We start from the raw sequence: 21,448 nt of genomic DNA, 5'->3' as shown, positions 1-21,448 counted from the left end.
CCGCTCGCTGTGGCATAGCTGGACCCATGGCCAAACAGAACGTCGCGGAACAGTTCGTCGACATCCTCACCCGTGCCGGGGTCGAGCGCCTCTACGGAGTCGTCGGGGACAGCCTCAACCCGGTCGTGGACGCCGTGCGCCGCCACTCCGGCATCGAATGGGTGCACGTCCGGCACGAGGAGACCGCCGCCTTCGCCGCCGGGGCGGAGGCGCAGATCACCGGGAAGCTGACGGCGTGCGCCGGCTCCTGCGGCCCCGGCAACCTCCACCTCATCAACGGGCTCTACGACGCCCACCGCTCCATGGCCCCCGTCCTCGCCCTCGCCTCCCAGATCCCGTCCAGCGAGATCGGCCTCGGCTTCTTCCAGGAGACCCACCCCGACCAGCTGTTCCGCGAGTGCAGCCACTACAGCGAGCTGATCTCCAGCCCGAAGCAGATGCCGAGGCTGCTCCAGACCGCCATCCAGCACGCCGTCGGCCAGGGCGGCGTCAGCGTCGTCTCGCTGCCCGGCGACATCGCGGACGAGCCCGCCCCGGAGAAGGCCGCCGAGACGGCCCTCGTCACCTCCCGGCCCACCGTCCGGCCCGGCGACGAGGAGATCGACCGGCTGGTGCGGATGATCGACGACGCCGACAAGGTCACCCTGTTCTGCGGCAGCGGCACCGCGGGCGCGCACGCCGAGGTCATGGAGTTCGCCGGGAAGCTCAAGGCACCGGTCGGACACGCCCTGCGGGGCAAGGAGTTCATCCAGTACGACAACCCGTACGACGTCGGCATGAGCGGGCTGCTCGGCTACGGCGCCGCCTACGAGGCCACCCACGAGTGCGACCTGCTGCTCCTGATCGGCACCGACTTCCCGTACAACGCCTTCCTGCCGAACGACGTGAAGATCGCCCAGATCGACGTCCGGCCCGAGCACCTGGGACGGCGCTCCAAGCTGGACCTCGCGGTGTGGGGCGACGCGCGGGAGACGCTGCGCTGCCTGATCCCCCGGATCAAGGAGAAGAAGAGCCGCCGCTTCCTCGACCGGATGCTGAAGAAGCACGCGGACGCCCTGGAGGGCGTGGTCAAGGCGTACACCCGCAAGGTCGACAAGCACGTCCCGATCCACCCCGAGTACGTGGCCGCCCTGCTCGACGAGATGGCCGACGACGACGCGGTGTTCACCGTCGACACCGGCATGTGCAACGTCTGGGCCGCCCGCTACATCTCGCCCAACGGCCGCCGCCGCATCATCGGTTCCTTCTCGCACGGCTCGATGGCGAACGCCCTGCCGATGGCGATCGGCGCCCAGTTCACCGACCGGCGCCGGCAGGTCGTGTCGATGTCCGGCGACGGCGGGTTCACCATGCTGATGGGCGACTTCCTCACCCTCGTCCAGCACGACCTGCCGGTGAAGGTGGTGCTCTTCAACAACTCCTCGCTCGGCATGGTGGAGCTGGAGATGCTCGTCGCGGGCCTGCCCTCGCACGGGGTCGCCAACAAGAACCCCGACTTCGCCGCCGTCGCCGAGGCCTGCGGCGCCTTCGGCGTACGGGTGGAGAAGCCCAAGGACCTGGCGGGGGCACTGAAGGCGGCGTTCAAGCACAAGGGGCCCGCCCTCGTCGACGTCGTCACCGACCCCAACGCCCTGTCCATCCCGCCCAAGATCAGCGCCGACATGGTCACCGGCTTCGCCCTCTCCGCCTCGAAGATCGTGCTGGACGGCGGCGTCGGACGCATGGTCCAGATGGCCCGTTCGAACCTGCGCAACGTCCCCCGGCCGTGACCGTACGGACAACCGGTTCGAAACCGGATGACTGGCGAGGGCCCGAACGGGCAAGGCTTCCCCCGTGAGGATGTTCGACCGGAACGGGACAGACCGCGGGACAGACAGGGGGAGACGACATCAGCGCGCCGACGGGGGACATGAGGAAGCAGAGGCTGCCACAGCTCAGGCGGCGGCTCGGCCGGGCGGACCTGCGGGCGGTGCCCGAGGCCCGGCGGGCGCTGCGTGAGCTGCTGAGGCACTGGGGCGGGCCCGGACAGTCGGAGGTCGCGGAGCTGCTCACCAGCGAGCTGGTCACCAACGCGCTCGTGCACACCGAGGAGGGCGCCGTCCTGACCGCGACGGTCGGGCCGAACGCCCTGCGGGTGGAGGTGCGGGACTTCGTGGACCACGGCCGACCGCCCCGGCCGCGCGCGCCACGGGAGGAGAGCACCAACGGCAGAGGGCTGGTCCTGGTCGAGTCGCTCGCCGACGACTGGGGCGTGCGGCCCTGCGAGGTGGGCAAGTCGGTCTGGTTCGAACTGGGCGCGGAAGCGGCCTGAGGCGCCGGTGAACCCGGCTCCTCAGGCCGCCTGCGGGACGGTGCGCGGTCCTAGCCGAACTGCTGCTCCAGGTCCTTGAGCTTGCGCTCCAGGGAGTCCAGGCGGGGCAGGGCCTGGGTGTCGTCCTCCGCGGTGAGGTCGACGGTCTCCACGCCCCTGTGGTCAGACCCGCTCCGCACGGGTTGCAGGGAGGGCCGCAGGCTTGCCGCGGGCAGCTGCTCCGGGGCCGATATGGCAGGCTCCGCGGTGGCGCGTTCCGAGCCCCGCTCGACCTGCTGCACCTCGACGTCGACCTGACGGCCGCCGCGCCCCGGGAAGCCGCGGTGGCCGTGGCCCCGGCTGATCGCCTTGAGCTGCGCCCGCTCCAGCCGCTCCTGCTCGCGCCGGCGCAGCTTCTTCTCCTCCTTCTGGCGCCGGTCGTCGCGCACCTCCTCGACCGCCTCGTCCAGGCTGCGCACGCCCTCCAGGAGCATCAGCGACCAGGCGCGGTACGTCTCCCGGGGCGCGCGCAGCCAGCGGACCATGCGGATCTGCGGCAGCGGACGCGGCACCAGGCCCTGCTCGCGCAGCGCGGCCCGGCGGGTCTGCTTCAGCGCCCGGTCGAACAGCACCGCCGCCGACAGCGACATGCCCGCGAAGAAGTGCGGGGCACCGGCGTGACCCAGGCCGCGGGGCGCGTGCACCCAGTTGAACCAGGCCGCGGCGAACGCGAAGGCCCACACCAGTATCCGCGAGCCGAGCGCCGCGTCGCCGTGGCTGGCCTCGCGCACCGCGAGGACGGAGCAGAACATCGCCGCGCCGTCGAGGCCGAACGGGACCAGGTACTGCCAGCCGCCGCTCAGGCCGAGGTTCTGCTCGCCGAAGCCGACCAGCCCGTGGAAGGAGAGCGCCGCGGCGACCGCCGCGCAGCAGAAGAGCAGGACGTAGGAGAAGGTGCCGTAGAGGGCCTCCTTGCGCCGGCGCCGCTCCTCCATGCGCTCCCACGAGTCGTCCGCGCCCGCGTCCTTCCCCGGGGAACGCTTGCCGCGCGCGAGCACCGCCACCGCCGCCAGCATGCCCAGGAGCAGCACGGCGCCCGGAAGCAGCCAGTTCAGCGATATGTCGGTCAATCTCATCAGGGGTCCCTTGCAGTGGGATAGGGCGTAACGCCCGCCATGGTGGCCCAAACCCAGCGGCCCTCAGGGGGTTTCGGGGCAAGAGGCCGCCAAGGAAGTGCGGAGGGGGTGCCCAGGGCGGCGTTCTGCTCGAACTGCCGCTTGAGGGGCGGGAGTTGAGTTCGAATAAGAGTACCCGTACGAGTGGTTCCACGGAAAATTCCCGCGACGGGTGAGGGAGTTGTGGAACAACGCGGACGATCTTAGCCGACGGTGGGTCAGCGGGCCGTGGCGAGCGTCTTGTTGACGCGGTCCGCGTCGCAGGTCCGCGGGCAGGTGGCGCAGGTGTCCTCGGGGCGCAGGGTGTAGAACATGCAGCAGCTCGCCCGGTCCCGGGTGTGCAGCGGCGCCCCGTCCGGCCCCTTCAGCTCGCGGAACGCCGCCTTGCCGACGTACGGCTTGGTCGCGCCCGGCAGCAGCAGCTCCAGCTCGTGCCGTGCCCGCTCCTGCTCGTCGAGCAGATGGGCGACGTACCACAGGCCCTCGACGACCTCGTCGGTCGCCATGCCCCACAGGGCGCGTCCGCGCCGCCGCATCCGGGGACCGAATCCGGTCAGGACCGGCTCCAGGTGCTCGGCGACCGAGGCCCGCACCTCGGCGCGCAGCGCCTCCTCGTCGGCGACCACCCGGGCGCCGGGCAGTGCGGCGGCGGGGTCGCCGGGGAGGCAGGCGAAGGAGGTGGCGCGTACGGCCATCCGGCCGAGGGGGAGTCCGGCGGCCGTGCGGTCGTAGGCCACGTGGGCCGCGGGGTGGCGGGGCACCCGGCGGTGCAGGAACCACGGCACGGTGATCAGCAGGCAGGCCGGCCACGCGTACCGGTGCAGGCCGAAGCTCGCGATCACGTCGGGACGGGCCCGCTGTCCGTAGTCCCGCAGCACCTGGGCCTCGTCCCAGGCGAGGAACGCCGTCAGCTCGGCGCCGCCCGCGGCGAGCGAGGCGGCCGTGACCCAGCCGTCGCCGCCGGGCACCTCGTCGCCCGCGGTCAGCTCGGTGACGCCCAGCCCGGGCAGGACCTCGGACAGGCGCGTGTACGCGTCCGTGAAGGCCGTACGGGCGACAGGCATGCGGGACCACCGATCCACGTCGGGACAACGGGCTGCTTAAAGGTAAGCCTTACCTTACCCACATGGCGGGGAGATTTGAACTGACGGCCCCTGCGCTTAGGGTGCTTGGCAGACGGGTGACAACCCGCCGTAATGGCCCCAAGTACCGACACGTCCCGCAGGAGGACCCGTGAAGCACAGCGCGCAGGGCGCGGCAGGAACGGGTACGGGTGCGGCGGTGCGGATTCCGGTGCAGCCCGGAGCGGCGGACGTGGACCGGGGCCGGGACGAGCGGCGCCGGGCGCGCGGTGCCGGGGAGCCGGACGGCGCGGCGCGCGGCGAGCACACCCACGGCGAACCGCCCGCCCCGCGTCCGCGCGGCCTCGTACGGCGTTCCTCCGTGCGCGGCCAGATCCTCGACGCCCTGCGCTCCGCGCTGGCCACCGGTGAGCTGCGGCCCGGCGAGGTCTACTCGGCGCCCGTGCTCGGCGAGCGGTTCGGCGTCTCGGCCACCCCGGTACGCGAGGCCATGCAGCAGCTCGCCCTGGAGGGCGCCGTCGAGGTCGTCCCCAACCGCGGCTTCCGCGTCGTCGAACGCGGCGACCGCGAGCTGGCCGAACTGGCCGAGGTGCGGGCCCTGATCGAGGCCCCGGTGTGGCTCCGGCTGGGCCGTACGGTGCCCGCCGAGCGCTGGGCGGAGCTGCGCCCCCTCGCCGAGGCCACCGTCCGGGCCGCGTCGTCCGGCTGCCCGGCCACCTACGCCGAGGCCGATCGCGCCTTCCACCGCGCGGTGCTCGCGCTGACCGGCAACGACCAGCTCGTCCGGATCGCCGGTGACGTGCACCGCCGCGCCCAGTGGCCGCCGGCCGGCTCGCCCTCCGTACGCGGCCGCGCCGACCTGGTCGCCGACGCCCACCAGCACACCGCACTGCTGGACGCGCTGATCGCCGGCGACCCGGACGTGGTGCGGGCCCTGATCGGGGAGCACTTCACGGGCACCGCCTGAAGCGAGGGGGCGCCCTGCGCGGGGGTTCCAGGGGGCTCCCCGCGGGACGGTTTCCCGCGCGAGAGCGCCCCGCCCGCGGGGGCAGCCGTCCTGCGGGGGCACCCCGTCCTGCGAGGGCATCCGCCCCGCGACCGCACGCGCCCCGCGAGGGCAGCCGCCCCGCGAGGGCCCCGCCCTGCCAAGGCCCCGCCCTGCCAGGGCCCCGCCCTGCCAGGGCTGCTGTCCTGCGAGGGCCCCGTCCTGCGAGGGCAGCCGTTCCGCGACTGCACGCGCCCCGGAGGGAACCCGCCCCGCAAGGGCCCCGTCCTGCGAGGGCAGCCGTCCCGCGATGGCGCCCGTCCCGGAGGGCTGCCGTCCCGGAGGGCTGCCGCCCCGCGAGGGCCCCGTCCTGCCAGGGCTGCCGTCCTGCGAGGGCCCCGTCCTGCGAGGGCAGCCGTTCCGCGACTGCACGCGCCCCGGAGGGCATCCACCCCGGAGGGCATCCACCCCGGAGGGCATCCACCCCGGAGGGCACCCGCCCCGGAGGGCACCCGCCCCGCGAGGGCCCCGTCCTGCGAGGGCAGCCCCCCGCGATGGCACCCGCCCTGGAGGGCAGCCGTCCCGGAGGGCGCCCGTCCCGGAGGGCTGCCGCCCCGCGAGGGCATTCGCCCCGCGGGACCGTCCGTTGTCGTGGCTCGGCCGTTCGACGGGGCGGTTGCCGTCACTGCGTCCTGCCCCGGCGGCTTGGCCGGCAGGTGCGGGAGCGCTTGCCCTGCCGGGTTGTCCGGCCCGGTGGGATCGTCTGCCGTCGCGGGGCCGCCCGCCGGGTCGGGTCGTCCGCCCCGGCGGGAGGGGGCGCCGTCACGGAGTCGCCCTTCGGCGGGCCGGACGTCGCTACGGGACCTCTTGTCGTTCCGTGCGGCTGGTGGGCATCCGCTTTCCGGGCCCGGGTTGCCCGGTCTTCCCCGTGCCGCGTCCCTTGCCGCCCTTGCGGGGCCCGGTGCCGCGGCCGTGCAGTTCGATGGCCAGCGGAGAGGCGGTGAAGACCGACGAGTACGTGCCGACCCCCACACCGATCAGCAGCGCGAGGGCGAAGTCGGTGAGCGAGTCGTCGGCCAGGACCGCCAGCGAGGCGAGGATGAGCACCGCGCCCATGCCCGTGTTGACCGTGCGCGGCAGGGTCTGGAGGATCGCGTCGTTGACGAGCCGGCCGAACGGCGTCTTCCGCTCCTTGCCCAGCAGCTCCCGGACGCGGTCGAAGAGGACCACCGAGTCGTTGACCGAGTAGCCGATCACCGTCAGCAGCGCGGCCAGGAACACCCCGTCGATCGGCTTGCCCAGCCAGGCGAACACCCCCACCAGGATGACCACGTCGTGGGCGAGCGCGCCGACCGCGGCCGTGCCGAACAACAAGCGGAACCGGACCGCGAGGTACGCCAGCTGGGCGGCCAGGGCCAGGCCGAGGGCGATCAGGGCGTCCCGGCGCAGTTCCTCGCCGAGGCTCGGGCCGATCAGCTCGTCGCGGACCTTCTCCGTCTCGCCGCCCAGCGCGGCGACGGCCTTCGTGACGGTCGTCGCCTCGGCGTCGGTCAGCTCCTCCGTGCGCACCGTGAGGTCGCCGTCGCCGGAGGACTGGACGACGGCGCGCGGGAAGCCCGCGTCGGCGAGCGCGTCCCGGGCCCGGTCGGGATCGACCTGGGTGGCGGTGGAGTACTCGATCAGCCGCCCGCCGGTGAACTCGATGCCGAAGTTCAGGCCGCGCACCAGGATGCCGGAGCCCGCCACCACGAGGACGACCAGGGACGCCGCCAGCCAGCGGCGCGGCCGGCGCATCAGGAACGGGTCGCGGCGCAGCAGCGCGTCGCGGACCGGGCCGGTGGAGGAGATGCCGGTGAGGCGGGGACGGCGGAAGACCGCCGGCCGGCTCGCGGCGAACTCGGCGAGCACCCGCGTGATCACCAGGGCGCTGACCATCGACGCCAGCACACCGATGCCGAGGGTGACGCCGAAGCCCTTCACCGGTCCCGAGGCCAGGAAGAACAGCAGGGCGGCCGCGATCAGCGTGGTGATGTTGGAGTCGGCGATCGCGCTGAAGGCGCTGCGGAACCCGGCGGTCAGCGCCGACCGCGTGCTCGGACGCGTACGGGCCGCCTGTTCCTCGCGGGCCCGCTCGAAGACGAGGACGTTGGCGTCCACCGCCATGCCGATGGCCAGCACGAACCCCGCGAGGCCCGGCAGGGTCAGGGTCGCGCCGACCGCGGCCAGGGCGGCGTAGGAGATCAGGCCGTAGCAGAGCAGGGCCACGGTCGCCAGGGCGCCCATCAGCCGGTAGACGGCGATGATGAACAGCGCGGTCAGCGCGGTGCCGATGACGGCGGCCCAGGCACCGGCCGAGATGGCCTCGTCGCCCAGGGTGGCGCCGATGGTGCGCTGCTCGATGGTCTCGACCGGCACGGGCAGCGCGCCGCCCTTGACGAGCAGGGCCAGCTCGCGGGCCTCGGCGTCGTCGAAGGAGCCGGTGATCTGCGTGGAGCCGCCGGTGATGCCCGCCCCGCAGGACACCGAGGGGTCGACCTGCGGCGAGGAGATGATCTTGCTGTCGAGCACGATGGCGACCCGGCGCTTGGGGTCACCGGCCGGGTTGCAGGCCGCCTCGCCCGTCACCCGGGCCCAGCGGTCGCTCCCGGCGTCCTTGAAGTCGACGGTGACGTGCCAGCCCGCGCCGCCCTGCTGGTCGAAGCGGGCGTCGGCGCCCTTGACGTCCTGCCCGGTCAGCGTGGCGGCCTTCAGCCGCAGGGACTGCCCGGACTCGTCGGGCAGCACCCGCTCGCCACCCGCGCCGGACGCCTTCTCCTCCCTGTCCCCGGCCCCCTCACCGGCGTCCTCCGCCGGGCCGAGCACCGAGTGGACGGTGAGCTGCGCGGTGCGGCCCAGCACGTCGGCGGCCTGCTTCGGGTCCTGTACGCCCGGCAGTTCGACGACGACGCGGTTCTCGCCGGAGCGGACGATGGTCGGCTCGGCGACACCGAGGGCGTCGATGCGGCCGCGCAGCACCTCCACGGTGCGGTCGGTGGCCTCGCGGTCGGCCTTGGCGGTGTCGGTGGACCTGGTCTCCAGCACGATCTGGGTGCCGCCGCGCAGGTCGAGCCCGAGGCGGACCGGGATGGTCAGGGCGATGGCCACGGACGCGGCCAGTACGGCGAGCGCGAGGAGCGCACGGACGTTCAGGGAGCGGGAACGGGACCGCGAGCGGGTGCGGGAAGGGGGACGGGAGCGTTTCAACATGGGCCTCCGGCGGGCATGCCGCGGCGGCGGCCGAGCGCGGCCGCGGCGGAAGAACATGACGGGTGGTCGGGGTGTGCGTCTCAGCTGCCGGAGGAGACGGGCGGCGCCCGCCCGCTGTCGTGGCGCGTGCGGCCGGGGGAGACCGGCACCGGACCGGGCGCGGCCGAGGCGCGTGCGCGGGCACCGGGTGCGGTGCCCGCGGTGCGCGCCGCGGTGGCCGCGTGCTGGTCGGGCGCCGCCGGACGCTCGCCCACCTGGTCGTGGCGGGCCCGGGGCTGGGCGGCGCAGACCGGCGTGCAGCCGTCGTCCGCGTGGAGGTCGAGGGCCGGGTGGGGTACGGCCGTGGCGGCGGCCGCCGCGAGGGGACCGCCGGGGCCCACCTGGGCGCCGGCCGCGGGCCAGGCCGGGACCAGTGGGAGCAGAACGGTCAGCAGCACCGTGAGCACCGTCGCGAGGCGGTGGCGCATGCGCCGTTCCCTTCCGTGGTGGGTGAGCGGGCCGGTCGCGGGGTCCGTCAGGGCTCGATGAGCCCGGCGCGGATGGCGTACCGGGTCAGCTCCAGGCGGTCGCGCAGGCCGAGCTTCTGCAACAGGTTCGCCCGGTGCCGCTGGACGGTCTTGACGCTGATGAAGAGGATCTCGGCGATCTCCTTCGATGAGTGGCCCTCGGCGACGAGCTTGAGGACCTCCTCCTCGCGCGGGGTGAGGATGTGGTCGGAGGTCTCCTCGCCGTGCCGTACCCGGTCGAGGTAGTTGCGGATGAGCGCCGTCACCGCCCCCGGGTACAGGAAGGGCTCGTCGCGCATCGCGGCCCGGCAGGCGGCGACGAGGTCCCGGTCGGCGACCGACTTGAGCACGTATCCGCAGGCACCCGACTTCAGCGCCTGGAACAGGTACTGCTCGTTGTCGTGCATCGTCAGCATCAGGATGCGCAGCCCCGGTTTCAGCGCGGCCAGTTCGCGGGCCGCCTGGAGACCGGTGAGGCGGGGCATCGCGATGTCCAGGACCGCGAGGTCGGCCTCGTGGGCCCGCGCCATGTCGATGGCCTCCGCGCCGTCCCCGGCCTCGGCCACCACCTCCAGGTCCGGTTCCCGGTCGAGGATGAGGCGCACACCGCGGCGCACCAGCGCGTGGTCGTCGGCGAGCAGGATGCGGATCTTCGGCGGGGCGGCCGCGGGGGAGGAGGGGCGGTACGCGGAGGGCTCTGCCCGGGAGGGGGCGGACCGGGACGGGTCGGTCGGGGACGGGTCGTACATGGTCAGGGCTGCTTCCTGGGAAGGGGTGCGGTGAGCCGGATGCGGGTGCCGGCGCCGGGCGCCGACGTGATGTCGAGGTCGGCCCCGACGAGCAGGGCCCGCTCCCGCATGCCGCGGATGCCGGCGCCCTCGTGCGCCGCCTCGATGCCGCGGCCGTCGTCGGCGACGGTGAGCGTCACCGCGCCGTCGGCACGCGCCAGCCCCACTTCCAGGCGTTCGGCGTCCGCGTGGCGGGCGGCGTTGGTCAGACTCTCCTGCGCCACCCGGTAGAGGACCAGTTCGGTCTCGTGGTCCAGGACCGGCAGGTCGGCGTCGAAACGGCGTACCACCCGCAGACCGGTGTGGGTGGCGAAGTCGTGCGTGAGGGAGGACAGCGCGCTGATCAGACCGAGGTCGTCCAGGACGCCGGGCCGCAGCCGGCGCACCAGGCGGCGGACCTCGTCCAGGCTCTCCCGGGTGATCTCCTGCGCCTGGTGCAGCTCCTCGCGCAGCGGCTCCTCGGCGTCGTCCGCCGCCCGCCCCAGGACCAGCAGGATCGCGGTCATGCTCTGCCCCACCTCGTCGTGCAGCTCCTGCGCGATACGGCGCCGCTCCGCCTCCTGGGCGAGCAGGACGCGGGCACTGCTCGTGGCCCGCTCGTTCTCCAGGCGGTCCAGCATCGCGTTGAACGTGCGGATCAGCTCCGGGACCTCGCCGCCGCCGGACACCGGCAGCCGCTGGCCCGGGCGGAGCAGGTCGACGGTGGTCATCAGCCTGGTGAGCCGCTCCAGCGGGGCCAGGCCCCAGCGCAGCAGGGCGCCGTTGGCCACCAGCATGACGCCCATGCCGACCACGAGGACGACGGCCTCGGTCAGCAGGATCGGCACGGAGACGGTCACCGGAGCCCACAGCAGCAGCGCCGTGGCGAAGCCCAGCACCACCGCGTTGAGCCCGAAGATCCGCCAGAACAGGGACACCGGGGGGACGCCTCCTTCGGCGACGTGTCGACTTGGTACGCCTCTACTGTCGGTCATCGCGCACCCTCGGTGGGAGCTGCGGCCCAGGTAGCGACCGAGCAAGCGACCAGCGTGCTCCTCCCGGGCCCGTCCGGTCGATGGGCTCCGACCCCCATTTCCGGCTCGCGGCACACCCATACGGCCGCCGCGCGCGCACCGTCGAGTGGATCCCGCGCCCCCGGGCAAATGGGTCCCGCGCCCGATGGGTTTCCGCGGGCGGCCCGGCCAGGGTGGAGGACGACCGGGCCCGATCGGCCCGGCGCTCGGCATACCCGCAGAACCCTCCGAGAAAAGGACCACGCACCGTGTCGCTCGACGCCTCCCGCATCGAACCCCGCCCCGAGCGGCTGACCGCTCACGAGGCGCGCCAGCGCCTGGAACACGCCCGCACCACCCGCGTCACCCAGCTGCGGGCCCTCGACGAGAGCGGCCAGGCGGACGACCAGCTGATGTCCGCGCAGAAGGCCGCGATCGAACGGGTGCTCAAGGAGATCGACGAGGCCGTCGCCCGGGTCGAGGACGGCACCTACGGCGCCTGCCTGGGCTGCGGCAAGCCCGTCCCGGGGGAGCGCCTGGAGATCCTCCCCTACACGCGGTACTGCGTCGCCTGCCAGCGCCGCGCCGCCGCCTGACCGGGGTTTCCCCGGTCCCCCGTCCCGTACCGTCCCTCCCGCCCTGCCCAAGGGGTGAAGTGGTGAAGTGGTGAACAACCAGACCATCGGCGACCGCGACACGCGTCCGTCGCCCCTGTCGCCCGAGGACCTCGCCGTGCTCCGGGACAACCTCCACGAGCAGCGGCTGTTCCGCGAGGACCAGCTGCGGCAGATCGCCGCGCTCCCGGACCGCACCGACGAACCGGTCCAGCGGCGGTCCGCCGCGCGGACCGAGGTCCGGGTCAAGCTCGCGGCCTCCGCGCGCATGGTCCTCGCCGACGTGGAAGCGGCGCTCGACCGCATCGCCGAGGGCCGCTACGGCCGCTGTCAGCTGTGCCGGCGCGCCATCGACCGCGACCGGCTGATGATCGTGCCGCAGGCCCGCTACTGCGCCCGCTGCCAGCAGGTGCGGGAGGCCGGACGATGACCCTGCTCCGGCGGCCCCGCGCCACCCTGTCCCGGCACCGGCCCTGGCCGCTGTGCCGGCAGTGCGGCGGCGTCGCCCTCGACATGGGCAGCGCCCGTACCCGCGCCTGGGTCGCCGGGCGCGGGATGATCCTCGACGTGCCGACGGTGACCTTCCCCGGCGCGGGCGCGGTGTATCCCATCCAGCGCGGCTCCATCGTCGACACCGAGGGCACGGCCCGGATGCTCGACCGGCTGCTGGGCCACCGGCTGCCCCGCTTCGCCCGTCCCGTGGTGGTGGTGACCGCGCCGGTGCTGGGCGGCCCTGCCTACCGGACCCAGGCCCGTGCGGCCGTGGAGGTGCTGCGCCCGCGCAGTGTGCTGACCGTTCCCAGCGCGCGGGCGGTGGCCCTCGCGGCGGGCGCCGACCTGTCCCGGCCGCTGCTCGTCATGGACATCGGCGCCCATCTCACGGAGGTGGTGCTGCTGGTGGACGGCGCGGTCTTCGACGCCCGCCGCACCGCGCTGGGCACCGGGGACCTCGACGACGCGACCCCGTCCACGCGGATCGGCGAAGCGCTGGCCGACATGACGACCTCGATGCTGCGGCAGGACGGCACCTCCCTCACGGTCGACGCGCTCGCCCGGGGGCCGCTGCTGGCGGGCGGGGGCGCGCTGCGCCCCGAGATCACCTGCCGGCTCGCCGACCGGCTCCACGTGCCGCTGCGCGCGGTACCGGCACCGCACACGGCGGCGGTACGCGGCGCCGCGAAGCTCCTGGAGACCGCCCACACCCACCCACCGCCCGACACCCCGCACTGATCCGGTACCTGCACCGACAGCCGCCGGAACCCGGCCCCGGCCCCGGCGCCGACCCCGCCCGGGCGGACGACACCGCCGCGCCCCGACGTCCGCACGGAGCCGGTACGACACGGGTGCCCGTCCGGGCGGGCCCGTGGACCGGCACGCCGGGACCCGGGTGCGGTGCTCGGGCGTCGGCTCCGCCGGGGTGGACGGGCGCCGCCGCGTCCCGACGTCCGCTCGGGGCCGGTACCGGCACGGGGTGCTCGTCCCGGTCGGGCGGGACCCGTTGTGCGGTACGCCGGGACCCGGTGCTGGGGCGTCGGCTCCACCGGGGTGGGCGGGCCCTGGTCGTCCTGGCGGCCGGATGGTGCTGGACTCTGGGGTCTGCCGTGCTGGCCCCTGGCGCGGGGTGCCCGGGTCGGTCAGGTGCGGTCCGGCGGCCCGGCGCGGCCCTGCCGGGGTGCACGGGCGCCGGTCGTCCTGACGGCCGGGCAGGGCCGGACCGTGGGTCTGCCGTGCCGGCCCCCGGCGCGCGGCGCCAGGTCGGTCAGCTGCGGCTCCGCGACCCGGGTCCGGTGCTCCGGTGCCGGCGCCGCCGGGGGTGGGCGGGCGACGGTCGTCCTGGCGGGCGGATGGTGTCGGTGCCCGGGTCGGGCGCCGGTGCAGGGCGCCCGGCCTGGCGGGCGCGGCGCTGAGGCTTCGGTGCCCGGGGCCCGTGCGGCAGTCCCGGCGCCGCTCGTCCCGGCCCCGGACCGGTCCTCAACCCGGCTCCCCAGACCGGCCCTCGACCCCGCCCCCGGGCCACCCCTCGACCCCGCCCCGCTCGTACGGTCGGCGCCCGCCCCGGTGTCGGCCGTACCCCCGCGCCCTCCACACACCCCCCGTCCCCCCCCGATCCGCCGGAAGGAGGCTCCCGTGGCCGGAGAGATTCCCCGGGCACAGCCGCCACCCGCCGTTCCCGAGACCGTGCGGCACCCGTATCTCCTGCTGTGGCGGTGGCGGCGCAATCCGTTGCGGCGGCCGAGTGACCGGCTGGCGGCGTGGATCTCGCTCGGGCTGGTGCTCGCCGTGCTGGTGGCGGCCCCGGCGGCGATGTTCGGAGTCGGCGACAGCGCCTACCGGCACTACCGGAGCACCGCCGAGCAGGAGGCGCGGACCCGGGACCACCGCCCCGCGGTCCTGGCCCACGACGCCCCGCGCCACCCCGAGCCGGGGTCGGACGAGGCGAAGAAGGTCCGATACCCGGTCCCGGTCCGCTACACAGGGCCGGACGGGGTGAGCAGAACCGGGACGACCGAGGTCGCACCGGGACTGCCGGCGGACAGCACCGTCCTGGTCTGGGTCGACGCGGAGGGCCGGATCACCGGGCCGCCGCTGACCGCGGAGCAGATCCGCAGCCGCACGATGGGCTGGGCGATCCTCGCCTTCCTGGGCGTCGTCCTCACCGGCCTCGCGGCGCACGCCGCCACCGGCCTCGTACTGCACCGGCGCAACCTCGCCCAGTGGGACGCGGCCTGGGCCGGCACGGCCCCGCGCTGGAGCGGGCACCCGTGACGGCGCCCGACCGGGCGCGGGACCCTCACGCCGTCGCCGCGCCCGCCGCCGGCGGCGCCAACTGCCGTGCCAGCCACGTCGGTACGCCGCCCAGCAGCCGGAACAGCCGCCGCGCCTCCTCCCGCAGCCGGGACGCCTCCGGCTCCGACTCGGCGTCCGCGAGCGAGGCCAGCGCCGGGGCCGTACCGACGAGGTACCCCAGCTCCTCGCGGATGCGCAGCGACTCGGCGAAACCGTGCCGCGCCTCGGCCAGCTCCCCCTCCCGCAGGGCGAGTCCGGCCAGGTGCCGCCAGGTGAAGGACTGGAGCAGCGGGTCGGCGTGCGCGGTGGCGCCGGCGTGGGCCCGCCGGTACGCCGCGCGGGCGGCCTGCGGCGAGCGGGTCAGGTTCTCCGCGACCAGCCCGCGCCGGAAGTCCAGCAGCGCCCGCCCCCCGGCCCCCGGCGCGATCAGCGCCGCCGCCCGGCCCAGCGCGGCCCGCGCCTCGTCGGCCCGGTCGCGCACCCCGTGCACCGTGGCGGCGTAGGCGAGCTGTCCCCGTTCACAGGCGGCGGCCCCCCGTTCGTCATCGGTGTGCGCCAGGGCCTCCGCGGTGCGCAGCGCGTCCTCGGCCTCGGCCCAGCCCTGCTCCGTGTACAGGCACCGCTCCACCAGCAGCGCGGTCCGCCGCAAGGCGGTGTCCGCGGTGACCGGCTCCAGCAGGGCGGCCGCGTCGGCCCAGCAGCCGCGCGAGCGCAACCGCCATACCGCGGTCTGGAGCGGATCGTCACCCTCGGTCGTTCCCCAGCCAGAACCAGCCATGGCGGAATGCGCCACGTCGCCCTCCCCTTAGCACGCCATCGAGCTCTCGAGTGGTGGCCGCATCTCAGCATGGATCCGGCGGCCCGGCCAAGGGGATGGGTGAAAGATTTCACAAAGTCGTGGACTTCGCGCCGTCGAGGTTTGGGAAGCCCCGGGGACCGCCCGGGGCTCCCGCGCGCCCCGGGCCCTCAGCTCATCCGCAGGGCCAGGAAGAAGTCCAGCTTGTCCTCCAGGCGCGACAGATCACGCCCCGTCAACTGCTCGATCCGCCCGACCCGGTAGCGCAGCGTGTTGACGTGCAGGTGCAGCCGGTTCGCACAGCGCGTCCAGGAGCCGTCGCTGTCCAGGAACGCCTCCAGCGTCGGGATCAGCTCGGCGCGGTGGCGGCGGTCGTAGTCCCGCAGCGGATCGAGCAGCCGGGCGGTGAAGGCGCGCCGCACGTCGTCGGGGACGAAGGGGAGCAGCAGTACGTGCGAGGCCAGCTCCTGGTGGCCGGCCGCGCAGACCCGGCCGGGGCGTGCCGCGGCGACCCGGCGGGCGTGCCGGGCCTCCTCCAGCGCCCCGCGCAGCCCCTCCGCCGAGTGCACGGCCGCGCTGACGCCGAGCGTGACCCGCCCGTCGCCGTCCAGCCCCGCCGACAGCGGCTCCCGTACGGACTCCAGCAGCGCTTCCGCGAGGACCCCGGCCTCGCTGCCGTCGTGCTCGGTGGAGACCGCCGGCAGCGGCACGAGGGCGACCGCCTCCCCGCCGGTGTGCGCCACGGCGATGCGGTCCGACTGCTCGGGCCCGGTGGCGTGCGGGTCGACGAGGATCTCCTCCAGCAGGGTCTGCGCGACCCGGCCGGTCTGCTCGTCGCCGTCCTCCCACTCCACCCGGGCCACCACGACCTGCCAGTGCGGTGCCGCGCCGAGGCCCGGCAGCAGCACCGGCGCCGCCACCCGCAGCCGGGCCGCGATCTCGGCCGGCGCGGCGCCCGTCTGCACCAGCTCCAGGACCTCCTGGGCCAGCCGCCGCCGTACCGTGCGCGCCGCGTCCCGCCGGTCCCGCTCGACCGCGATCAGCTGGGTGACCCCGTACAGCAGGTCGAGCCGCTCCTCGGCCCAGTCCCCGGCGTCCGCCTCCACCACCAGGAGCCAGTCGGACAGCACCGTCTCGCGCACGTCCCGCCCCGCGCCCGCGCCCTGCGGGGCACGCGCCCCCGGGGGCGTCACCGGCGGCTGTCCCCGGCCGCGCACCGGGAAGAGGCTGTACGTCGTGGAGCCCACGGGCACCCGGTGCGGCGAGCGCCGGCCCGTGCGGGTGGCCGCGAGGTGCTCGGCCGCCAGCTTGGCGCGGACCTCGGCGGACAGCGCGGGCTCCGCGTCCTTCGGCCCGGCGACCTGCCGCCCGGTGGGGGAGAGCACCCAGGCCCGCAGGTCGAGGTCGGAGCCGAGCAGGTCGAGGACCACGTCGGGGCCGCCGCCCGCCGGTCCCGAGGTCATCATCCGGCGGTGCCGGTCCACCACGGCCGCGAGGTCGCCCGCCCGCTCGCCGGAGACCTGGCGCACCACGTGCTCGGTGACCGTCGCGAAGGCCACCGACTCGTGCACCGCGAACAGCGGCAGCCGGTGCCGCGCGCACGCCGCCACCAGGTCCTCCGGCACGCTCCCCAGCTCCGCCTCACCGGCGGCCAGCGCGGCCACCTGGGCCTGCACGAGGAGGCGGACGAAAGGTTCGGAGTCGGCGGCGTCCCGGCGCCAGGCCAGGCCGGTGAGCACCAGCTCGCCGCCCGAGAGATAGCGGCTGGGGTCCCGCAGGTCGGTGGTCATCACGCCGCGGACCGTGCGGTCCAGCTCGTCCTCGCCGCCGAGCAGCTTGAGGCCCAGCGCGTCGGTGTCCAGCAGTGCGCGCAGCCGCATTCTCGTCGCCGCCGTTCTTTGTCTCGAAGTGTTCCAGGTCACGCGGCTGTGTCGCCCGATTCCAGAGGAGAACAGGGAGGCAATTGAGCACCTCCGTTCATACGAATCTACAAGATGCCCGCCCTGGCCAGCCAACTCCTTCATGGTTTCTGCGACTGACCCTGGTGGAGCACACGACGGTGTACTGAGGCCATTCAAGGTGAACAGCACATGAACGAGCCGGGCCCCGGCCCACGGGATTGGCTCGATCTCTACGACCATCGCACGCCGACGAGGAAGAGAGCCGGTCATGGACTTCCTTCGCCCCGCCAGCTGGGAGGAGGCGCTCGCCGCGAAGGCCGAGCACCCCACCGCTGTGCCCCTCGCGGGCGGTACCGACGTGATGGTCGAGATCAACTTCGATCACCGCAGGCCCGAGTACCTCATGGACCTGAACCGCATCGCCGACCTCACCGAGTGGGAGGTCGGAGCGGACTCCGTACGGCTCGGTGCCTCCGTGCCCTACACCCGGATCATGGAGAACCTGCGCACCGAGCTGCCGGGTCTCGCCCTCGCCTCGCACACGGTCGCCTCCCCGCAGATCCGTCACCGCGGCGGCGTGGGCGGGAACCTCGGCACCGCGTCCCCGGCCGGGGACGCCCACCCGGCGCTGCTCGCCGCCGGCGCCGAGGTCGAGGCCGAGTCGGTGCGCGGCACGCGCCGCATCCCGATCGACGCCTTCTACACCGGCGTGAAGCGCAACGCGCTGGAGCCCGACGAGCTGATCCGCGCCGTGCACGTCCACAAGGCCGACGGGCCGCAGCAGTTCTCCAAGGTCGGCACCCGCAACGCCATGGTCATCGCCGTGTGCGCCTTCGGCCTCGCCCTGCACCCCGCCACCCGTACCGTCCGCACCGGCATCGGCTCGGCCGCGCCCACCCCGGTCCGGGCTACGGCCGCCGAGGAGTTCCTCAACGCGGCGCTCGAGGACGGCGGCTTCTGGGAGAACGGGAAGATCATCACCCCGTCGGCCGTCAAGCGGTTCGCGGAGCTGTGCTCCGCCGCCTGCAACCCCATCGACGACGTCCGGGGCACCGCGAGCTACCGCCGCCACGCGGTCGGCGTCATGGCCCGCCGGACGCTCACCTGGACCTGGGAGTCGTACCGCGGCGCCCGCCGCACCACGGAAGGAGCCGCGTGATGCGCGTCAACTTCACCGTCAACGGACGTCCGCAGGAGGCCGACGACGTGTGGGAGGGCGAGTCCCTGCTGTACGTGCTGCGCGAGCGGCTGGGCCTGCCGGGCTCCAAGAACGCCTGCGAGCAGGGCGAGTGCGGCTCCTGCACGGTCCGCCTGGACGGCGTGCCGGTGTGCTCCTGCCTGGTCGCGGCGGGCCAGGCCGAGGGCCGCGAGGTCGTCACGGTCGAGGGCCTGGCGGAGTTCGCCCGGCGCCGCGCCGAGGGCGGCACACCCGGCACACCCGGCAGCCCCGGCGCCCGTACCGGCGAGAGCGCCTCACTGGACGCGGCCCGGCGGTGGCAGGCCGGAGGCACGGACTCCCAGACCGGCGAGAGCATCGAACTGGCCCCTATTCAGCAGGCGTTCATCGACGCGGGCGCCGTCCAGTGCGGCTTCTGCACGCCCGGACTGCTGGTCGCCGCCGACGAGATGCTGGAGCGCCACCCGAACCCGACCGACGAGGACATCCGCGAGGCGCTGTCGGGCAACCTGTGCCGCTGCACCGGCTACGAGAAGATCATGGACGCGGTCCGCCTGGCCGCGGCCCGCCGGCCGGAGGGGGGCCGGGCATGACCGCCAACGGCGCACCCACCGGCCTCACCCAGGGCTCCCGGACCAAGGGCGGCATCGGCGAGTCGACGCTCCGCCCGGACGGCGTCCTCAAGGTCACCGGCGAGTTCGCGTACGCGTCCGACATGTGGCACGAGGACATGCTCTGGGGCCAGATCCTGCGCTCCACCGTCGCGCACGCCGAGATCGTCTCCGTCGACACCAGCGAGGCGCTGGCCACGGCGGGCGTGTACGCCGTCATGACGTACGACGACCTGCCCACCGACGTGCGCCACTACGGGCTGGAGATCCGGGACACCCCGGTGCTCGCCCACGGCAAGGTCCGCCACCACGGCGAGCCGGTCGCGATCGTCGCCGCCGACCACCCGGAGACCGCGCGCCGCGCCGCCGCCAAGATCAAGGTGGAGTACAAGGAGCTGCCCCTCGTCACCGACGAGGCCTCCGCGACCGCCCCCGACGCGGTCCTCGTCCACGAGCACCGCGACGACCACCACAGCGGCCACGTCCCGCACCCCAACATCGTGCACCGCCAGCCGATCGTGCGCGGCGACGCCACCGCCGCCGCCGAGCGCGCCGACGTGATCGTCGAGGGCGACTACTTCTTCGGCATGCAGGACCAGGCATTCCTCGGCCCCGAGTCGGGGCTCGCGGTGCCCGGCGAGGACGGCGGCGTCGACCTCTACATCGCCACCCAGTGGCTCCACTCCGACCTGCGCCAGATCGCCCCCGTGCTCGGCCTGCCCGAGGACAAGGTGCGCATGACGCTGTCCGGCGTCGGCGGTGCCTTCGGCGGACGCGAGGACCTGTCGATGCAGATCCACGCCTGCCTCCTCGCGCTGCGCACCGGCAAACCCGTCAAGATCGTCTACAATCGCTTCGAGTCCTTCTTCGGCCACGTCCACCGCCACCCGGCCCGGCTGCACTACGAGCACGGCGCCACCCGCGACGGCCGGCTCACCCACGTGAAGTGCCGCATCGTCCTGGACGGCGGCGCCTACGCCTCCGCCTCCCCGGCGGTCGTCGGCAACGCCGCCTCGCTGTCGGTGGGACCGTACGTGTGCGACGACGTGGACATCGAGGCCCTCGCCCTCTACTCCAACAACCCGCCCTGCGGCGCCATGCGCGGCTTCGGCGCGGTCCAGGCGTGCTTCGCCTACGAGGCGCAGATGGACAAGGTGGCGAAGGAACTCGGCCTGGACCCGGTGGAGTTCCGCCGGATCAACGCCATGGAGCAGGGCACGCTCATGCCCACCGGCCAGCCCGTGGACTCCCCGGCACCGGTCGCCGAACTGCTGCGCCGGGTCAAGGCGATGCCGATGCCGCCGGAGCGCCAGTGGGAGTCCAGCGAGGGCGCCGACGTACGGCAGCTGCCCGGCGGCCTGTCCAACACCACGCACGGCGAGGGCGTCGTACGGGGCGTCGGCTACGCGGTCGGCATCAAGAACGTCGGCTTCTCCGAGGGCTTCGACGACTACTCCACCGCCCGGGTCCGCATGGAGGTCGCCGGCGGCCGGCCCGTGGTCACCGTGCACACCGCGATGGCGGAGGTCGGCCAGGGCGGCGTCACCGTCCACGCGCAGATCGCCCGCACCGAGCTGGGCGTCGCCCAGGTCACCATCCAGCCCGCCGACACGCAGGTGGGCTCGGCCGGCTCCACCTCCGCCTCCCGGCAGACGTACGTCACGGGCGGCGCCGTCAAGCACGCCTGCGAGCTGGTGCGCGAGAAGGTCCTGGACATCGGCCGCCGCAGGCTCGGCTCCCACCACCCCGCCTGGGCCCGCGACGGACTCCTCCTGGAGGGCGGCAAGGTCGTCACCGACGGCGGCGAGGTCCTCGCCGACCTCGTGGACGTGCTGGAGGACGAGGTGGTCGAGGTCGAGGAGGAGTGGCGGCACCGGCCGACCGAACCCTTCGACCGGCGCACCGGCCAGGGCAACGGCCACGTCCAGTACTCCTTCGCCGCGCACCGCGCCGTCGTCGAGGTCGACACCGACCTGGGCCTGGTCAAGGTGATCGAGCTGGCCTGCGCCCAGGACGTCGGCAAGGCGCTGAACCCGCTCTCCGTGATCGGCCAGATCCAGGGCGGCACCGTCCAGGGCCTGGGCATCGCGGTGATGGAGGAGATCGTCGTCGATCCCGTGACCGCCAAGGTCCGCAACCCCTCCTTCACGGACTACCTGCTCCCCACGATTCTCGACACGCCGGCCCTACCGGTCGACGTGCTCGAACTCGCCGACGACCACGCGCCCTACGGGCTGCGCGGCGTCGGCGAGGCACCCACCCTGTCGTCGACCCCGGCGGTCCTCGCGGCCGTCCGGAACGCGACCGGACTGGCGCTCGACCGCACGCCGGTACGACCGGAACACCTCACCGGTACGGCGTGACGCCGCCGTGGCGGGCAATCGTGCCGCAGGGCGGCACGGGTGGGCGCCACAGCACCCGACACCGGGCAACGGCCGCACTCACGGCCACGGGATTCCGGCGTCGGTTCACCCCAAGGTGCAGTACCGGGCCGTCCC

At 74.4% G+C, this 21,448-nt stretch carries 18 protein-coding genes; 10 read left to right on the top strand and 8 right to left on the bottom strand.

Going from position 1 to position 21,448, the window contains the following annotated elements:
• Positions 1-26 precede the first annotated feature (26 nt).
• Both ACIRGB_RS08615 and ACIRGB_RS08610 read left to right on the top strand, forming a co-directional pair.
• Entirely contained in the window at positions 27-1,769 is a 1,743-nt protein-coding gene (locus ACIRGB_RS08615) for a pyruvate dehydrogenase (RefSeq protein ID WP_403860264.1), read from the top strand.
• A 140-nt stretch (positions 1,770-1,909) separates the two neighbouring features.
• Positions 1,910-2,311: an ATP-binding protein gene (locus tag ACIRGB_RS08610; RefSeq protein ID WP_403860262.1), complete on the top strand. Its 402-nt coding sequence runs from the start codon at positions 1,910-1,912 to the stop codon at positions 2,309-2,311.
• A gap of 50 nt (positions 2,312-2,361) precedes the next feature.
• Here ACIRGB_RS08610 and ACIRGB_RS08605 read toward each other — a convergent pair whose 3' ends face one another.
• Positions 2,362-3,426: a DUF2637 domain-containing protein gene (locus ACIRGB_RS08605; protein ID WP_403860259.1), complete on the bottom strand. Its 1,065-nt coding sequence runs from the start codon at positions 3,424-3,426 to the stop codon at positions 2,362-2,364.
• Between the two features lie 257 nt (positions 3,427-3,683).
• Entirely contained in the window at positions 3,684-4,529 is an 846-nt protein-coding gene (locus ACIRGB_RS08600; RefSeq protein WP_403860256.1) for a (2Fe-2S)-binding protein, read from the bottom strand.
• A 169-nt stretch (positions 4,530-4,698) separates the two neighbouring features.
• Here ACIRGB_RS08600 and ACIRGB_RS08595 point away from each other — a divergent pair, with 169 nt between their 5' ends.
• Positions 4,699-5,514, top strand: a complete 816-nt coding sequence (locus ACIRGB_RS08595; protein ID WP_403860253.1) for a GntR family transcriptional regulator — start codon at positions 4,699-4,701, stop codon at positions 5,512-5,514.
• Positions 5,515-6,387: 873 nt separating this feature from the next.
• Here ACIRGB_RS08595 and secD read toward each other — a convergent pair.
• The 4 genes from secD to ACIRGB_RS08575 all read right to left on the bottom strand — a co-directional run bounded on the left by secD (position 6,388) and on the right by ACIRGB_RS08575 (position 10,989).
• A complete protein-coding gene (secD, locus tag ACIRGB_RS08590) occupies positions 6,388-8,778 on the bottom strand; it encodes a protein translocase subunit SecD (RefSeq protein WP_403860251.1) in 2,391 nt (796 codons plus the stop codon).
• 80 nt (positions 8,779-8,858) lie between these two features.
• Positions 8,859-9,245 carry a hypothetical protein gene (locus ACIRGB_RS08585; RefSeq protein ID WP_403860248.1) on the bottom strand — a complete coding sequence of 129 codons (387 nt, stop codon included), beginning with the start codon at positions 9,243-9,245 and terminating at the stop codon, positions 8,859-8,861.
• A 47-nt stretch (positions 9,246-9,292) separates the two neighbouring features.
• On the bottom strand, positions 9,293-10,033 hold the full coding sequence (locus ACIRGB_RS08580; protein ID WP_403860245.1) for a response regulator: 741 nt from the start codon (positions 10,031-10,033) through the stop codon (positions 9,293-9,295).
• A 2-nt stretch (positions 10,034-10,035) separates the two neighbouring features.
• Positions 10,036-10,989, bottom strand: a complete 954-nt coding sequence (locus tag ACIRGB_RS08575; RefSeq protein WP_403860242.1) for a HAMP domain-containing sensor histidine kinase — start codon at positions 10,987-10,989, stop codon at positions 10,036-10,038.
• Between the two features lie 344 nt (positions 10,990-11,333).
• Between ACIRGB_RS08575 and ACIRGB_RS08570 the strand changes: the two genes are divergently transcribed.
• From ACIRGB_RS08570 to ACIRGB_RS08555, 4 genes are all read left to right on the top strand, one after another.
• On the top strand, positions 11,334-11,660 hold the full coding sequence (locus ACIRGB_RS08570) for a TraR/DksA C4-type zinc finger protein (RefSeq protein ID WP_403860239.1): 327 nt from the start codon (positions 11,334-11,336) through the stop codon (positions 11,658-11,660).
• 67 nt (positions 11,661-11,727) lie between these two features.
• Entirely contained in the window at positions 11,728-12,108 is a 381-nt protein-coding gene (locus tag ACIRGB_RS08565) for a TraR/DksA family transcriptional regulator (protein ID WP_403860237.1), read from the top strand.
• Positions 12,105-12,908: a rod shape-determining protein gene (locus tag ACIRGB_RS08560; RefSeq protein WP_403860234.1), complete on the top strand. Its 804-nt coding sequence runs from the start codon at positions 12,105-12,107 to the stop codon at positions 12,906-12,908. The genes ACIRGB_RS08565 and ACIRGB_RS08560 overlap by 4 nt, the downstream gene beginning before the upstream one ends.
• An 897-nt stretch (positions 12,909-13,805) precedes the next feature.
• Complete coding sequence (locus tag ACIRGB_RS08555) at positions 13,806-14,444, top strand: hypothetical protein (protein ID WP_403860231.1); 639 nt, start codon at positions 13,806-13,808, stop codon at positions 14,442-14,444.
• A gap of 25 nt (positions 14,445-14,469) precedes the next feature.
• On the opposite strand, the gene ACIRGB_RS08550 is transcribed toward ACIRGB_RS08555, so the two are convergent.
• Together ACIRGB_RS08550 and ACIRGB_RS08545 are read right to left on the bottom strand one after the other, a co-directional pair.
• Entirely contained in the window at positions 14,470-15,258 is a 789-nt protein-coding gene (locus ACIRGB_RS08550) for a hypothetical protein (RefSeq protein WP_403860228.1), read from the bottom strand.
• Positions 15,259-15,431: 173 nt separating this feature from the next.
• Positions 15,432-17,141 carry a PucR family transcriptional regulator gene (locus ACIRGB_RS08545; protein WP_403860225.1) on the bottom strand — a complete coding sequence of 570 codons (1,710 nt, stop codon included), beginning with the start codon at positions 17,139-17,141 and terminating at the stop codon, positions 15,432-15,434.
• A gap of 289 nt (positions 17,142-17,430) precedes the next feature.
• Here ACIRGB_RS08545 and ACIRGB_RS08540 point away from each other — a divergent pair, with 289 nt between their 5' ends.
• The 3 genes from ACIRGB_RS08540 to ACIRGB_RS08530 are packed head-to-tail and all read left to right on the top strand — an operon-like array spanning position 17,431 to position 21,313.
• On the top strand, positions 17,431-18,321 hold the full coding sequence (locus ACIRGB_RS08540) for an FAD binding domain-containing protein (RefSeq protein WP_403860222.1): 891 nt from the start codon (positions 17,431-17,433) through the stop codon (positions 18,319-18,321).
• Positions 18,321-18,932, top strand: a complete 612-nt coding sequence (locus tag ACIRGB_RS08535) for a (2Fe-2S)-binding protein (protein ID WP_403860219.1) — start codon at positions 18,321-18,323, stop codon at positions 18,930-18,932. The genes ACIRGB_RS08540 and ACIRGB_RS08535 overlap by 1 nt, the downstream gene beginning before the upstream one ends.
• Positions 18,929-21,313: a xanthine dehydrogenase family protein molybdopterin-binding subunit gene (locus ACIRGB_RS08530; protein ID WP_403860216.1), complete on the top strand. Its 2,385-nt coding sequence runs from the start codon at positions 18,929-18,931 to the stop codon at positions 21,311-21,313. Before ACIRGB_RS08535 ends, ACIRGB_RS08530 begins: the two co-directional genes overlap by 4 nt.
• Positions 21,314-21,448 lie beyond the last annotated feature (135 nt).

Origin of the sequence: Streptomyces sp. NPDC102490 (assembly GCF_044765285.1) — a bacterium.
Taxonomy (GTDB): domain Bacteria; phylum Actinomycetota; class Actinomycetes; order Streptomycetales; family Streptomycetaceae; genus Streptomyces.
This window is presented reverse-complemented; position numbering and strand designations above follow the sequence as displayed.